This window comes from Enterococcus sp. FDAARGOS_375, from assembly GCF_002393265.1.
Classification (GTDB): Bacteria; Bacillota; Bacilli; order Lactobacillales; family Enterococcaceae; genus Enterococcus_D; species Enterococcus_D innesii.
The window spans coordinates 1,966,256-1,982,588 of the sequence record NZ_CP023515.1 but is presented as its reverse complement, the minus strand read 5'-3'; the positions used below and the strand labels follow the sequence as shown (position 1 = coordinate 1,982,588).

General features: G+C 40.1%; 13 protein-coding genes and 1 pseudogene. 3 read left to right on the top strand and 11 right to left on the bottom strand.

All coding sequences use genetic code 11. From position 1 onward, the window contains the following. Positions 1 to 23: 23 nt before the first annotated feature. Together CO692_RS10580 and CO692_RS10575 are read right to left on the bottom strand one after the other, a co-directional pair. Positions 24 to 1,877 carry an AAA family ATPase gene (locus CO692_RS10580; RefSeq protein WP_096742225.1) on the bottom strand — a complete coding sequence of 618 codons (1,854 nt, stop codon included), beginning with the start codon at positions 1,875 to 1,877 and terminating at the stop codon, positions 24 to 26. Positions 1,878 to 1,889: 12 nt separating this feature from the next. Further along, positions 1,890 to 3,258 (bottom strand): annotated as a pseudogene (locus CO692_RS10575) (DUF2130 domain-containing protein). Positions 3,259 to 3,798: 540 nt separating this feature from the next. Between CO692_RS10575 and CO692_RS10570 the strand changes: the two are divergent. Next, on the top strand, positions 3,799 to 4,632 hold the full coding sequence (locus tag CO692_RS10570) for an AraC family transcriptional regulator (protein ID WP_096742224.1): 834 nt from the start codon (positions 3,799 to 3,801) through the stop codon (positions 4,630 to 4,632). Beyond that, positions 4,625 to 5,044: a DUF2000 domain-containing protein gene (locus CO692_RS10565; protein ID WP_005232083.1), complete on the top strand. Its 420-nt coding sequence runs from the start codon at positions 4,625 to 4,627 to the stop codon at positions 5,042 to 5,044. The genes CO692_RS10570 and CO692_RS10565 overlap by 8 nt, the downstream gene beginning before the upstream one ends. A 193-nt stretch (positions 5,045 to 5,237) precedes the next feature. Here the strand turns inward: CO692_RS10565 and CO692_RS10560 are convergent, their stop codons facing one another. From CO692_RS10560 to CO692_RS10550, 3 genes are all read right to left on the bottom strand, one after another. Next, a complete protein-coding gene (locus tag CO692_RS10560; RefSeq protein WP_096742223.1) occupies positions 5,238 to 5,780 on the bottom strand; it encodes a DUF3267 domain-containing protein in 543 nt (180 codons plus the stop codon). A 58-nt stretch (positions 5,781 to 5,838) separates the two neighbouring features. Next, entirely contained in the window at positions 5,839 to 6,156 is a 318-nt protein-coding gene (locus CO692_RS10555) for a hypothetical protein (protein ID WP_096742222.1), read from the bottom strand. Between the two features lie 448 nt (positions 6,157 to 6,604). After that, complete coding sequence (locus CO692_RS10550; protein ID WP_226818108.1) at positions 6,605 to 7,729, bottom strand: GGDEF domain-containing protein; 1,125 nt, start codon at positions 7,727 to 7,729, stop codon at positions 6,605 to 6,607. Between the two features lie 134 nt (positions 7,730 to 7,863). Here CO692_RS10550 and CO692_RS10545 point away from each other — a divergent pair, with 134 nt between their 5' ends. Beyond that, entirely contained in the window at positions 7,864 to 8,607 is a 744-nt protein-coding gene (locus CO692_RS10545; protein ID WP_096742220.1) for an EAL domain-containing protein, read from the top strand. Between the two features lie 372 nt (positions 8,608 to 8,979). Here the strand turns inward: CO692_RS10545 and CO692_RS10540 are convergent, their stop codons facing one another. From CO692_RS10540 to CO692_RS10515, 6 genes are all read right to left on the bottom strand, one after another. After that, complete coding sequence (locus CO692_RS10540) at positions 8,980 to 9,327, bottom strand: DUF7006 family protein (protein ID WP_016609683.1); 348 nt, start codon at positions 9,325 to 9,327, stop codon at positions 8,980 to 8,982. 125 nt (positions 9,328 to 9,452) lie between these two features. Continuing rightward, positions 9,453 to 9,848, bottom strand: a complete 396-nt coding sequence (locus CO692_RS10535; RefSeq protein WP_096742219.1) for a hypothetical protein — start codon at positions 9,846 to 9,848, stop codon at positions 9,453 to 9,455. 172 nt (positions 9,849 to 10,020) lie between these two features. Next, the gene (locus CO692_RS10530; protein WP_096742218.1) at positions 10,021 to 10,350 is read right to left on the bottom strand and encodes an LPXTG cell wall anchor domain-containing protein; all 330 of its coding nucleotides are present in this window, start codon (positions 10,348 to 10,350) and stop codon (positions 10,021 to 10,023) included. 34 nt (positions 10,351 to 10,384) lie between these two features. Then, positions 10,385 to 10,948: a hypothetical protein gene (locus CO692_RS10525; RefSeq protein ID WP_015508954.1), complete on the bottom strand. Its 564-nt coding sequence runs from the start codon at positions 10,946 to 10,948 to the stop codon at positions 10,385 to 10,387. A 26-nt stretch (positions 10,949 to 10,974) separates the two neighbouring features. After that, on the bottom strand, positions 10,975 to 11,493 hold the full coding sequence (locus CO692_RS10520; RefSeq protein ID WP_015508953.1) for a hypothetical protein: 519 nt from the start codon (positions 11,491 to 11,493) through the stop codon (positions 10,975 to 10,977). 39 nt (positions 11,494 to 11,532) lie between these two features. Continuing rightward, the gene (locus CO692_RS10515) at positions 11,533 to 16,113 is read right to left on the bottom strand and encodes a hypothetical protein (protein ID WP_096742217.1); all 4,581 of its coding nucleotides are present in this window, start codon (positions 16,111 to 16,113) and stop codon (positions 11,533 to 11,535) included. Positions 16,114 to 16,333 lie beyond the last annotated feature (220 nt).

Sequence of the window (16,333 nt, the reverse complement as noted above, 5' to 3'; positions counted from 1 at the left end):
TATGCTCACTTTATTTGGTTATATTAATTTGAAAATAACTTCTCTACAATATTCTTCCAATTACTGTTTATTTTATTATAATCGCTATTCCAATTATCTTGAATAAATTTATATGCAACATAAGGCTTATCTCTAGAAGGCGCCGAATAACCTAGTATATCCTCAATGCAATTATTAAGCCCAATCAATTTAGTATCATCAGCTAAGGCTCTTTTTATCGGTTCATTCATGACTACCGCCCCAGAAGTTTCTAAATCTAAGTCATGAATAACATAAGGGTTGATCCCCATAGCTTTTAAATATTTAACTAGCGAAATAATACTAGCTTTTCCCCGAGCTCTAATAATCTGCCAATTGCACATCACATTCTTTTTCATTTCTTCTGGCAATAATGATATGGTTTCTCGTAATACTATTTCTTCAGTATCTCCCTCGACAATCAAAACATTTCTAGCAAAAAATATCCTAGCTAGATAATCATCCATTTTAAGAATAAGCTTAACATAGTCTTTCTCCTCAGACTGTAAACTTCTAAATGCGTCTTGAATATTAAATGGTCTATTAAATACAATATCACAAGATACCGAATTTCCTGTTTCTGTTTCTACTATTGTTTGATCTGTATAGAGATAATTCAATAACTGTCCCGTCTTCTTTCCTAGATCGATCATATATGGGGAATGAGTAGAACAGACAATTTGATTATTTGCTGTATTAGCTAATTCATATATCGTATCTCTCATTTGATTGGCTGCATTAGGATGCAGATAAATTTCAGGTTCTTCAAAACATATGATTAGAGGTCTTTCATAAGAGTTTTTCTTCATATCTCTTAATGCTTTATATCTAAGCAGTGCAAAAACTGTTGATCTGATTACACCCGTACCCTGCATTTCAACCGGTGTGGGTATATTGCTCGTCATTGAAACCGAGAAATTTGGTTTTATTGCACTGTCCGCATCTGAAAGTTTTGCACTAGCATTTAGACCGACCCCAGAAAATACACCAGAAAGCGTTTTATTCAAATCTACCATCATCTTTCCAAACTCAGTTTCTGAATTTTCTGGGTCGAGTTCTTCTGCTAATTTATCTAATAGTATTTGAGCTTGTTTATAGTTTTCAGATTCGTTTCTAACATCAGCAAATAATTCCACAAGTATATTTTGAAATGCTCCTTTAGTTTCGCAAAGATCTTCAGCCCCATCGTGCGCAGGAATATAAATTACTTTAGGTAATTTTGAAATGACATTGCCAGCTATACCTCCAGGATTATCATCCCAAACTTCTTCATCAGAATAGTCATAAAAATCAAATTCATTTTCAAAATAATCCATAAAATCTTGTAGCTTTTTAGTAGTCATCGGTTTTGTTTTATCTTCTTTCTCAAACTGAGTACCAACTAATAAATCTTCTTGGAATCCATGATTAATAAAATCAGCAATGGTCTTTACACCTTCCAAAGCTTCTTTTTTCGCCTTCTGTCTTGATTTCATTTCAATTTTTCTTGAAGTACCCGGTCTAAACGTTTTCCTGTAAAATATTGAATTACCAGATGTCTCTTGTCCTTCGGAATCAATACTGCTGTATGGAAATATGCGACCTCTAAACCCTCTCCATGTTGAGGCCTCATCTGGTAAATCTCTAAACTCAGCTGTTAAAGTCACTTCATTACAAGAATCAATTCCATATTCATGAGCGAACTGAAAAAAAGAGTCTTCTGAAAGCTTATTCTTATCGTTCAACAACAGCTCTACCGCTTTTAATATTGTACTTTTTCCAGTATTATTTTCGCCGATAAGAAAACTGGCGTTAGAAAAATATATTTCTGAATCCTTATGTCTTCCATAGCCTTGTATATTTAGTTTGTATAATTTCATCTCGACAACTCCTTAGATTTCATCAAATTTGGCCTTCATAGTCGGATTATTTTTGACTAATTTCTTCACCGTTAAATCATCCGCTTTGTTATTAGCAAGTCGTAAGTTATTCTCAGAAGATACAAGCGCATCCTTAGGTTTTTGCAGATGCGTAATGGTTTTATCAATCTCCTCAATTGCCGTTTTGAACTTTCGACTAGCTAAATTATAATTTCGAGCAAAACCTTCTTTAAATGTATTTAGATCTTCTTCAAAATTAGTAATATCAATATTTTGATCCCGCATTAAAGCAACTTCTTGCTTATATTTCAGAGAATTGAGCGCTGCATTCCTAAGAAGCGTAATAATTGGAATAAAGAATTGAGGACGAATCACATACATTTTTTCATATTCATACGAAACATCAACAATTCCATTGTTATAGAGTTCATTATCCGCTTCAAGCATAGTAACGAGAATTGCATATTCACACTTTTTCTCATTCCTATCTTTATCTAATTCTTTAAAAAAGTGTTCGTTTTTCTTTTTGGTTGCAGTCTCGTCGCCTTCGTTTTTCATGTCGAACATTATAGAGATAATCTCTGTACCATTCTCATCGAGCTCTCGGTAGATATAATCACCTTTACTGTCAGCCTTAACATCATTATCCTTACCAAATTCTGCATTTTGAAAAGCAGTCATCCTAAGGCGATTGAATTCTATTTCACAATGTTGCTCAAGATTTTCTCCGACCATTTTGGTTGATTGTTTAGCTTTAAAATCTTTATAGAAAGCAATCGTCTCGTCCTTTTGTTTTATCTCACTATCAAACTTCTCTTTAATAGAATTCTTTTCCAATTCAGCTTCTTTTTCTTGAAGTAGTAGCTTCGATTTCAATTCAGCGATTTCTTTTTCTTTCTCTGAGTCAGCTTCTGTAATTTTTAGTTTATTGTCTGTTCGGAGCGCATTCATTTTTGCAGTAAGCTCTAATAGTTCTTTTTCTTTATCCGCTAACGCTTGTTTGACTTCAAATTCTTTTTCTTTTTCAATCGACTTTACTTTTGTTTCAAGTTCCGTAATTTTCTTTTCCTGCTCAGCAAGTTTTTCTTTCATATTGGCTTCAACGGAAGACACCGCAATCTTCTTGTCTTGTTCACCCGAATCAAGCTTAGCTTGAAGCTCAGCAAGCTCCTTTTCCTTTTGTAAAATCTGTTTATCAAAAGAGTTTTTAGTTTTTTCTTCTATTAATTCTAGTTCACTTTTATGCTGATTTTTAATTTTTCCCAGTTTTCATGAACTTTTCATTAAACTCTTTAGTACGAACTTGGCTTAAGATATCAGCATAGTTAGATTCATCAACGGTAAAGACTTTGTGGCAGTGTGGACATTTAATCTCGTTCATATTTTTAGCTCCTTTTTTTATTTCTCTAAACGTTCTAATATTCATATTTTACCACTCTATTATTTCGATTGAAATTAATTTCACAAAAATTCAGATAATTTATTTCTTTGCACTGTTACCCCATTCATGACATATAGTTCCTGCCTCTTAGATGGTTATTACTATAATCACTATTCTAAAAATTTGTATATTTCTATTAATTATTTGTTAACAAATACACAAGCGATAATTTCAATCCTAGAACTTGCAAACTTTACTGCAGTCAAATGGTACCATACTTCCATCAATGAAACTTCCAAATGCCAAGGATTTATCATTATTTTTTCACGGCGCATGGTCCATCTGCTGTGATTCATTCCATAGAATCGTCAAAATAACCCGCTGTTCTCTCTTCAAGTCTGATCCGCTCTTTTCCGACCTTCTCCAGCCCTTTTTCTCATTCCCAATCAAGTGCCTTCCATCAAGAAAAATAGTCAAAAGTCAATATCATTCTATTCACCAAAAACCACTTTTGTTATAGTAACAAAAAGGAGAATGCAGATGAGAAATGAACGAAAAATCATTCAAGATAGCACCCTTGGTGTAGAAGCTTTATTATTTAACGGCATCCAGCAGGAGTTTCCTAACCATTGGCACGAATATTATGTGATTGGCTTGATGGAAGCTGGGACGCGTCAATTCACCTGTCAAAACACCTGCTATATCGTTGAAGCAGGCGACTTGATTTTGATTCCGCCAAAGGCTGCCCACCGCTGCCAGCAACTCACGGAGGAAAAGCTGGTTTACCGCAATATCCACTTAACCCCGGAGAACATGGCGGTACAAGTACAAAAAATTTTTAACACTCAATTGACGCCCCACTTTCCTGAACCGGTCATTCGCCAAGTGAAAGAAAAAGAGGAATTTCATGCAGTGCACCAGCTGTTGCTGTCGGATCACGGTGATGAGTTTGAAAAGCAAGAACGCTTTACTTGTCTGCTTCACGACCTGCTTGTTCAGTATGCGGATTTCACCCACGAACAGACGGACCCGGTGTCAAATAAAGCCGCAGCGGCAAAAGCCTATATCGATCAACATTATGCCGAAAAATTGTCCTTGAGTGAATTAAGTGACGTTCTTGGAATGAATCAGTACGTCTTGATTCGGCAATTTACCAAAGCGTATGGGCTGTCGCCGTTTCAATATTTAAGTACGGTGCGCATCAGTGCTGCCAAGAAAAGACTAGAAGCACAAGAAGCAATTGCAGAAGTCGCTTTTCTGACAGGTTTTAGTGACCAAAGTCATTTTACCCGTATCTTTAAAAGCTTGATTGGGGTCACCCCGAAAGCTTACCAAACAATTTATCAAGAAGATGGAGTGAGAACGTATGAATAACCAAGAAAAATGTGTCATGATTATCGATGAACAATTACCGATTGGCTTAGTTGCAAATACTGCAGCAATTTTAGGCGCAACCTTAGGCAAATTGTTTCCCGAAGGAATCGGAGAAGATATTTACGATTCGACGGGCAGAAAACACCTTGGCATTGTCAACTTCCCCATTCCTATCTTAAAAACGAACAAGGAACAGTTGCAGACCATTCGTGAATCGATCAGTCAACAAGCAGATCCAGAAGTAACCATCATTGATTTTTCCGACGTTGCTCAGACCACCAATTCTTATGAGCAATACCGCCAGACGCTTGAGACGATTCCCACAGAAACACTGGCTTATTTTGGTCTTTGTTTAAAAGGCAAGAAAAAGAGTATCAATAAAGTCGCTGGCAGCTTACCGTTGTATCGGTAAAGCGCTAATAAGAAAACGGTCGTTTAAAACAAGTTTTCTTTTTGTCGACCGAACAGTCTTCTTGCTATATACGTTTTTTATAAACAGTCCTACAAAAAAACAAACACTTTTGAGGTGTTTGTTTTTTTGTAAGAGATTTTCTAGCATACATTTTCTTGCTCTTTGATTTTGCCAAGATCAATTGAAAAATAAACTACTCTCCTTGATAAATATTCAGCCCCACTTCAGTATCTTCTACACAACTGTTCGCTGGTGCTTTAACAATCAGAAAAAGAAAGTAAAAGTCTCCCACACAAGAAGCGGCATGTGCGGCAGCAATCAAGATAAAAAGAGATGCCGTCAACCAGCCAAATAAATAAAATAGAAAGAGACCCACAGAAATGCCAAGGAATGGCGCCAATAAAATGATGGCAAATTTCCCTTTTGAATAAAAGGAGTGGGGACTCGTGGCATATGCTACCCCATTTTTGAACCCAAACTTTACCTTCCCTTTAGGGTCAAAAAGCTTGAAGAAGGCACCATGGATCAATTCATGAATAATGATGAGAATAAAATACGCAACCATTAAGATCAAAAGATCGAAAATAAACGAAGTTTCAGCATTTGACCCATGACCACCTAAGACAAAGAGTGTAAAGAACACATAGAAAAAAATAAAACTAGGGATCGCCGCGAGATTCAATCTCTTTATTGTTTTTTGATCATCCATCAAATTAATTTGTTTGAGTAATTTCATCGCTGTTCTCCTTTTCTTTTTGTCATTCTTCTTAGTACATGATTTCTATGAATTCCCTTTACCCAACCAACAAGAGCAGCAAACACAAAACCAGTGCCGTTAAAACGAAGAGGAAATTGATCATCTCTGGCGCACTTTCAATCCTTCTCTTTAATGGCGGGGGACGAAAACTTGGATTCATGCTTTTCGTTTGGTAGTCCACGTTGCTTGATAAAAAGCTGTCGGAAGGGATCATAAACACTAAAAGAACGCCATAAATAATGGAGGCAGGAATCAGGAGTGAGCATTTGGCTAGGTAGCCAATCAGTAGACTCACGATCAAAGGAATAGCTACGTACAAAACACTTTGGTACAGTATTCGTCGAATTGGTTTCATAGGGAAGTCTCCTTAGTCAGTAATCGTTACACACAGTTACAAAATAATTTTATTTACTTATCAAATAAATATACCATTGCTTTTAAAGACTGTAAACACGCCAGAAAGCCAAGTCGATGCTGCCAAGCGCGACTGCCCAATGCTTGGTGCAAAAAAAGAAGTGGTTTCTTCCCACTTCTTAAAAAGCACTCTACTTGTTTTTTCCCTTCAATTAACCTCTCAAGATAATCGGTAAACCGTTATACTTACCAGATTGCTTCCTCTCTTCCTTTTGAAAAAGCTACGACGCTGGACAAAGAAGCCTGCGAACCTTGTCTCTTTATTAAAATTTCTTCTGAAAAGCATTCGTCTAAAAAAATCATACGACCTTGTCTTTCCTTTTGGTTTTTTACAACACCTGATCTACTTGAGAAAAGACTGCGAAACCTTCTTTAGAAAAGCAAACGTCTCAAGAAAAAATAATCGTGCGGTTTCTGCCCTTCCTTTTGGCTTCGTACAATGCTTGATCTGCTTGGTAAAAGGTTTCTGAAATGTCTAACGCAGAGGCTGCTTCTGAAATCCCTGCCGAAAAGTAAAGGGTCAGTTGGGCGGTTTCTAATTTCAACTGTTCATTGCTTAAAAACAAATGGAATTCTTCAATAATTTTTTTCACAGCATCAGAAGTATTCTCTTTAAATAGGACTAAAAATTCTTCGCCGCCATATCGATAGACTTCGACTAAATGGGAAGGACTTTTCTGGTAGAGAAACGTCATCAGCTTTTCCGAAAAGAAGGATAGGGCTTGATTGCCGATTTGATGTCCATGGTGATCATTGATGCGCTTAAAATGATCTAAATCCATCATCACCACGACGAGCTGGTCCTTCTCAGGTAACGCCAGCTTTGAAATATCCTCGTTCAGACTGCGGAAATTTTTCACCTTGGTCAACTCATCATAATTGCGTTCAATGATTTTTGTGTTAATTTTTTCCAGGAAATTTTTTTGATTCTGCAAATAATACTTCCATAAAGAAACGATCCCCACAGATCCAATGCCTAAAGACACTACATCCCAAACGCTAATTTCGCGGCGATAAAAAAGCAAGGCGTTGAGCATCGGCGAGACAACCGTAACGAAAATCGAAAATAGGTAAAACGCCGTGTGATTTGGTTGTCCATAAAATCTTTTCTTTAATAAGCCCGTAACGATTAAAATGATGTAATTTAATCCGATAATAAAGAGCATGGCTTCCCATTCAAATTTATTGATCAATGCAAAAAAGGTCAGCAAAATGACAGGTACTAACCCAATCAGATAGATTTTTTCTTTGAGAATGCCAAAATAATAAATAAAGATTGGAATCGTATATTCATACGCAACATAACCGATACTGTTCAAAGAAAATGATATAATAAAGTAGACTTGCGAAATAAACAAAACAATACCAATAAGAATTTTAAACGACAGGCGTAAATTCAATTCTTTGAAGTTCTTGATAAACAAATCATACGAAATGAGCAAGCTCACGACTAACACAGAATAGATCGCAGCATAAATCAGATGGACAAACACACTACTCCTTCTTTCTTTCATAGATTTTTCTTTAAAATCGTTCGCCTATGATTTTGAAAGGCTCGATTCTTTAACGATGCAGCGCACGAAATAAGCTTTTTTCCTGCACTTCATGAAACCAAAAATAAAGCGACCCCAGAAAGGAGCAGAAACCAATGTCTGAGAAAATAGAACAAGAACTCTTATCGATATTTCCCCAATTATATTTTGATGCCCAGCCTATCTTTCAAATGAAAGCAGATAGTCAGAAAGTGATTGGCTACGAATTATTATTGAGAAGTACCGAAAGAAATAGGTTTCCCCTTTCCTTCTTCCAGCAAGTGATCAAATACAAAAAATTACATACTCGTTTACTGCAGTGGTATCGAAATGAAATTTTCAGCTTGCTTCATCCGAACGAAGAAACAAAAATCAGTCTCAATATCCACCCGCAACAACTCAGCTACCCAGAAACCTTTTTGATGTTAGCTGATTTAGCTCCCTACCATGATCGTATTTTGATTGAGATCACCGAAGACGATACTGAACCTTCAATCGCCTGTGATCCCAAGTCCTTTCTTATAAACAAGATCAACCAAATAAAAAAGATGCGCTTTTCTGTCGCATTGGATGATGTAGGGACAGGCATTCATTCACTGACAAATATTGCACCGATGCTGGATAAAATCGATGTGATCAAATTTTCGCCTATCTCGTTGCGAGTGCTTTCCCAAAAGGAAATTTTCTTTTTGATCGACTTCTGGCGAAATATCGCCAGCAATCGTAAAATCCAATTTATTGTCGAAGGGGTCGAAACCTCGGATATCCATGAGTACCTGCTTGAAGAAGAGATTTTTCTTCAACAAGGGTTTTATTTGGACAAACCTGCCCCAGCTGATCAATTAAAGCGAAAAAAATAGTCCTCGCATCGTTTATTTTTCTCATTATACGCGATCAAAAATAAACGATTATTAAAAAAATGAACAGATGCCCTTCAAATATAACACAAATAATTTTATTTGCAGAATTTTTGCTGATTCGGCATCGTTTTAACGGTAATTTCACATGAGAGAAAGTAGAAATCAAAGAAAAGACCTTTTTTTGATAGGTGAATAGACAAAAAGCATTCAAGAAGTCAATTCCTGAATGCTTTTTGTCTATTCACTCTTTTTTCGATACACCCCTTCTATTTCAATCGCTCACCTTCCCTAATTGCAAAAGTATTAAAAATAGTCATCACTTCTTACCTACTCGTCTTGCTAGAAGTGATTCCTACCATTCCCCTCTTTGATTCATCTCACATTGAAAACCAGAGAATGTTTCGCTTTTGTTCCTAGATTGTAACCACACAGTTCTTTTAGATAAAAGCGGTAATCATTTTCAACGATTCGAATGATCTCATTGTCGGAAAAATCGTCGAATCGCATCATTTCTGTGACTAAGACCAGTTTGGCGTCGATGCCCAGAATATCTGGGGTGATCGCCCAAAATGTTTCTGGTGAAATGGCTGCTACCAATTCATCAAGGAGGGCCAATTGCTTTTCAACATACGCTGCTAAAGCGCCATTGGCGCGGTGTGACTCCGCAAATTTCTTTTGAAATCCATCAAGGTATTCTGTTTTTGAAGTAAATACCGTCATGCTTTTTTACTCCTTTCTTTGAGGGGAACAAGCCCCGTTATTTTCTTCCTAAAGCTCAGCTTTTTTTTCTAGTTATTCATTCACTATTTTTTCTAGCTGCTGAAAAAAGCACCCAGGTACAGGTGTCAATGCAGAATATCCAGCAATCCTCTAACCAGCTGCTTGTAATGCTCTTTTTGATCTTTTGCTCCATTTTCTGCCTTGATTGACAGACTTTGCTCAATGGCTGCTTGAGGAATCAGCAGATGGGTGTTTAAGCTTGAGATAAAGGAGACACATTCTTCCAATAATTGATACTCTTTTTGCAGGTTGCTGGGTAATTTATATTTACGTAAAGGAAATAAATAGCGAGCATTGGCTTTTATTTCTTCTATACGATCGTTTTCTAGTAAGTAACGCATGGTATCGAGTTGCTTTCCTTGGTGATACGGGCAACTATCTGCACTCAGCAGATGGGTATAGTACCCGATGTATTCACTATTTATGATGGTTCTTTCAAACGCTTCTTTCTTGATTTTCATCTTCAGTATCCTTCTTTCAAAACTATCACTGACCTCACTTATGCAGCGTTTGTGGTATCACTAAGTACTGTTTCTTCTTTTGGTCCATTTTTTGTTAAATCTTTCATCAAAAAAAGAGAAACTGCAAGTTTTCCCCACAGTTTCTCCTTTACGCTTCTAGCGATGCCTATAGTTAAGGAGCGACGCTTTCACCGTGTTTCTTTTTTCTTGTTACTGTGACGACAAACAGTACTAGGAGTGCATACCCAAGAATGATCAAACTGCTTGTGTTTGATGAACCTGTTTGTGGTAATTTTCCTTGTCCGATTTGAGAACCATCTGCTACGATCGTTTTCTTATTGTCATCGTCTGCTTCTTCCTCTTGCGTCACCGTTTCACCGATTCGACCAGTCACAGAGACTTGCCCTGTCGTCGCCTCTGCGGCGCTGGTTTCCGATAGGTCCCAGACAGTCAGAGTCAGTAACACAGCGACGAAAAGAACGATTCGTTTTCGTTTTTTCATACGATAGATCCCTTCTTTACTGGGATTTCAATTCTTAGTCTTCCTCTACATCCGGCGCAAAGCTCAAGACCAATTTGAAACTTGGATTTGATTCTTCTGATGCATCGGTCGGTGTTGCTTCACCAGTGAACGCAAATGTTCCTACATTCGTACCTTGGTTGCCTTCAAGGGTAAATAATTCTGTTTCTGCTACGGTTGGTGTGCCGTTTTCAAACAACTCGATACCATTTACGTTTAACAAGTCTACTTCATCCATATTCAATGGTGTATCGACACCCGCAACAGAAGCGATTACACCAACTGCTGAGTTATTTGTCACAGTGTAGCTAGGTGAAACGATCTCTTTGTGGCTTGACTCTTCTGTTGTATAGAACAAAGCAGTCGTTGGAATCGTCACATTGATCCATTGGTTCAAATCGTCGGGATTTGGTCCAGGGGTTGTGTTATCGAATGATCCGATGATCCCGTTTACTTGGACATCTCCTGACGTATCGCCTTCACGTCCGTCAATGGTTTGTGTCGCAAAAGCGGTGGTGCCGCTTGCGATTACTCCTGCGATTGTTGCTGTACTTAGAATGGCTGCTACAAATTTTTTCATTTTTATTTCCTCACTTTTCCTTTTTTTTAATTCTTAACGATAATCGTTAATTCAGCTTCAGTGACCCCTTGTTTTTCTTTGCTTTCAGGGTCGTAAATATTGATGGTGGCTTTGGCGGGATATTCCCCTTTTGCCAACGGTGTCGCCAAGGCGACATTTTCAACAAATTGGTTTGGATAGATCGCACCGGAAGAATAGATGACTTCCCCGCTCGACAGTAAAGAGATATCCACGGCGATTGGGTACACATTGGTGCCTGGATTGACGATCTCGATAGATCCTGTGCTTTGACCATCTTCAAAAATGGCTTCTGGATTGATTTGCAGCGTGAAATAATTCGCATCCGCAATCTCCTGCGCTCGTTCAGAAACCCGCTGATCGGTGGCATCGCCAGATTCTGGCAACAGGTCGGCACTGATCAAAGGGACTGCTGTTTTTGATTGGTAAAAGTAGTACCCGATCCCACCGATAAGTACTAGCAATAGCAACAACCACAAGATCCATTTCCGTCGATCCTTCGTTTCGGTTTGATTCGTTTGCTCCAATGGATTCACCTCCTTCACGTTTGGTACGATCTTTTTTCTTTAATCTCGTGGGACAAAGCGTAAGACGATGCGATACTTCGGTACGAGCAAGTCTTCATAGTACCCACCTTGGTCGGCTTCTGTATCAACGATCCATTGGGGATAGTCTCCATAGAAGTCCCCCGTTAAGGAAATCGGCACGCGGCTTCTTTCTTCTAGGCGAACCAAGTGTTGTTCCTCCATCGCTTCATAGAGTTGGATCTGTGTTTCTTCCGTTTTTAGATTCAATCGCAACAGCGGGGTTGAGATGTCGTCATAGGTCAGGGTTGGGTCTTCTTCTTCGCTTTCACTTTCGGCATAGTCGAGAGGATCTTCTCCCGCTTCTAATAAGACAATACTGGCACTATCATCGATCGCCAGTTGATTGACGTAGGTATCCACGGCAAGTGGCGATTGATTGCGGATCTCATACGTTTGGCTTTCAAAATTACGATTCGATTCCGCTGTGTTGTACAAGGATTCGAAGACCATTTTGGTCGGGATCATCACTCGCATATGCTCCAGTTTCGATGTCACATCGATACCGACTGTCAGCTGGTAGGCTTTATTCCCCACCTCAAGAACAGCGAAGTAACTACCGTCTTCGTCCACTTCTCGTGTAAGATCCGTTTCTATGATGCGAAAGTCATCCGTCATATCCGCTTCCGTCAAGACGTTTGCGGCTTGCGCACGACTTTCTTGAAGGATCAAGGTATCTAATTCTTCTTGCGTGCTTAATTCATTAATTTTATAGCGATCTAAGGTGATATTGTATGCTTCAAAGTTCACACCTTTAATCACGGTTTGACGAGCGGTCACATCGACATAGGTCTCAATCGACGGTTTTGATAAGAAAATCGACACTTCTGTCTCGGTTTCCAATCGTTCATTTTCTCTTAGTGGAATACGGAAATAGCGATACAGCTGATTTTCATCACGATAGTCGCCCCATTCGATTCGTTCAGAGTTTTTGTCTAATTCGACGAGTTCTCCGTCAGTATTGGTATAGGAGATCACTGTGATATCGGTATCCTCGTACATAGAGCCAGTGATTTCAGTCGACTGATCACTCAATGCATCGATTCGGGCAACCAGACCTTCTGGTTCTGAAAAACGAATTTTATTGTAATTATTTTTCGCAATCACTTGATAAATATCTGTTTGTGTTTCAAGACTTTCTAAGGAACCATCGAATTGTTCGCCACTCAGCAATCTGGAACGTGCTTCGCCATTTCCTGTGCCTCCATAGGGGAAGGTATTCCCACCATTTCGATTGATTCGCATCGTTCCTGAAATATTGATAAATTCTTCCGTTGGTGCCTCTAAAGAAGCATTTTCCCAAACTGCTAGTTTTTGACTCGCCACATTGATTCGCAAACCATTCGCAACCGTATTTTGTGCGGAGCGGATCAAACGCTGCAATTGCGCATTGGCTTGACCAGTTCTTGTCGTAGGGTGACTAATTTCAAACAAATTCACATTGTTTATATTCAATCGTGCATTGGCTAGTCTGAAATAAAGAACTTCAGATTTATTTCTTATGGTTTCTAATACAACCGTAGCGTCTTCTTCTGCCGAAAATGAATTACGCACATTGACTAGTGGTCGATTGATAAATTCTGCTGATGTCCCCATGCCTGTTCGATTATCAGTAAGGGAAAATTCCGCTCGTTTACCAACGGTAATGTTTGCGAACGAATTCGAGTGACTAGATGACCAGTTTCCGCCTCCTTGCGTATTTAGCCCTCTCGCAACCCCTTTAAAGGTCGCGTCATCATTGAGAATGAAATTAGAGGAAGTCGTGACTCGAAAGATTCCTCCAGATTGATCCACGTCAAGGGTAGCTCCTTTGCCAATCCGAACAAATGAATTACTAGCCGTCAACCATATAAAGCGGGAATCTGAAGTCGTTCGATCTCTTCTTGACGTCATGGTGGCATTGTCTTGCAATTCCACTCTTTGCGACACTTGGATTCTGGAGTAGTTTTGACTTGTTGCTGAATTTTGAATCGCCGTCGTTGTTGGCTCTGTCAAATGAACTTCAGCATGTTGTCCAAGCGTAACGGAACGAACAGTGGTGTTTCCTGTCATTCCCCTCGCTGCGTTGATTCTCGTATAGGAATTTTCGCCAAATAGCAGATCCGTCGTTCCGACGCCTTGTAAAAATCGTCCCCCCGTATCAACTTCGACTTTACTTGCTTCTTCCATCGTAAATTTCGAGTTCGCCAAGGTTAAACGAAAGACCGCTCGTGCTGCTTGTCGCGTAGTATGATTGACCGTTACTTTCGCTTCACGTCCGAGTTTGATTTCTTCTCTAAAGCGGAAAAAATCAACATTTGCATTGCTTCGTCCAGAAACGGTGATCTCAGAGTGATCGCCCACATGCAACCTGCGAATGGTTGAAGAAGCAGCAGATGAGGTACCGCCGGTAAAGCCTTGTGCGGTTTGTAGGCTGATCGTATTTGCTTCACCAATATAGATATCTGTTGTGCTGCGACCAGTGACCAATGGTCCTACTTGATTGAGGGTGATAGTTGCATTTGCTTCTGATAGAAATTGGGATGCCGCCGACGTTGAACCCAATGCAATGAAAGGATTGGCGGCCGATGACGTGCGAGAATAGTTGATCGTCGCTTTTTCTCCTAGAAAGAAGCGTCGTTGCACGGAAAACGCATTGGCTGCTGCACTCGTTGAATGTTCAGCAATCGTGATTTCAGCCCCTTCAAGCAGCTCAAATTGATCGACCATCGTTCCAGCGGTGAAGCCATGACCTAACACACCAGTAAGTTTCGCGTATTTCCCTAAAGTTACCTGAGCCAAGCTTGCGTTGACGAACGCCCCACGCTGATTCACAGCTATTTCTGAATAGTCACCAATGGTGATTTTTCCGTTGCTCGATGCTAAACCGATGACGACATTCGATGTACTTGCTGAAGAGGTCGTTCGCGTTCTCGGTACGTCAATTGTTGTATGACTGCCGACTTGAACCGAAGACGTTGCGAAAAAGGTGCGATACGCTTGACCAACAGTGGCATTACTAGGTTCACTGATGGCAATTTCCACCTGATCACCAATCGAAATACTGTCAACGGCTATGTTGCCATTAAACCCGTTGCTATGCTGATTGTTCATTTTCACGTGGTCTTGGATCACGATCGTGGAACTCGCCACACCTGTAAACATCGGTCCATGCTGCGAGACCTTGGTTTGTGTGTGCTCCCCCAAATCGATGGCAGAATTCGCACTTCGAAGTTGAATAAATGCCCCGGTCGTTGTGCCCGTCCGCGTTCCCTCGATGATGGTAGGTTGGTCTGCGGTACTATTTTCAACGATGAAGCTGCGTCCGACATTGATGGCAGGCGTCCCGCTGACCGTCCCGTATTCAGATAGCTTTAACTGACTACCTGCTTGTAACCGTATCTCTCCTAACGTACTGGTAGAGTTCCCGGAAAGTCCTTGTCCTGTACCAACATCCAGAGTTGCCCCTGTGGCTAACGTCAATCGGCTATCTTGATTGGCATTTGGCAAGGAGACCATTGCACCAGATTGGCGAATCGTCGTCACACTTCCTTGACCAAAATCAAGGCTTGCTGCGGTACCCGTCATGTGAAAGACGGTGCCAGTATTGCTGTTGGTACTGCGAGTGACAGACATTTCAGCTTGGCTAGCGACTGCTACTTGGTTCATTTCAAAAATCGGTGTGGCATTTGAGGAGCGATGATTGATCGTCAATTGCCCTTCAACCAAAAGCCTTTCTGCCGTGAACAAGGTTGGAATAGAAGACGTCGCTGTCGTCACCACATTGGTTCCTTTGAAATGAAGTTGTGCTTGGTTGTTATTCACCACGCGTCCTGCGGTAGTGGTCAGCTCCAGTTGGGTATCTTCAAAAGTAATCGTTGATGCCCCAGTTGTTTGAGCCAGCCCTTGCGCTGACTGGATGCCTTGTTGCTGCACCCCTTGCCAAGTCAGTTGAACAGGTGCTGCAAATTGCATCAGGTTCTCGGCTGCCGTCTGTGAAACGATCACAGGCATCTCTTGACTACGAAAAGTAACGTTCGTCCGTTGGATCCCACTGATTGGCTCAGTTAATGCCAAGTTGCTGGCAAAAGTAAGTTCTAGCGATTGCTCATTGGCGATTTCTTCGTAACGATACTCCGTGCCCTCTTCATCGGTGAAGGGTTCCCCAAGTAAAATTGCCCGCAATTGCGCCTCACTTGCTACAGTCAGTGGGATGGTTGCAGCATCTGCATCGAACCCTTCGACTTGCTCGTTTTCAGATTCAAGCTCCTCTTCATCTTCTGAGCTGTCTGGCGTTTCTGCTTCGGGCAGTGCTTCATTTTCTTCTACTTCTTCTTGGCTAGCGATCGTTGAATCATCGGTGGCTTCCGATGAGGTTGTTTGTTCCTCGCTGCTTTGTTCGGTTGACTCTTGCGTTTCCGATTGATCAGCAGAACTATTGGTTTCCTCCCCAGAAGATTGTTGCGTCCCTTCAGAAAGTGACTCTGTTTCTGCATAAGCAACTTGCTGGAACGCCATCGTCGTGTTGACGCCCGTGCTGCTCAGTAGTAATACGGCAGAAAACAATGTAAGTAATTTCATCATATCCTCCTTTCTTCAAGTCTTTGTTGCGTTAAGAAAGCTGAAAACTAGGGAATAGCTTCTTGCTTTTCCACGCAAAGCTGTCTCAATATTCTTCGTTTTTGAGGGAACGACAAAAAAAGACATTTTGATGAATCAAATGTCTGGAGAAAGTTGTTAGATTAAGTTTTCATAAAATAATAACTACATACGAGTTCTGTATTCTCAAAAACGAAGGTTATTG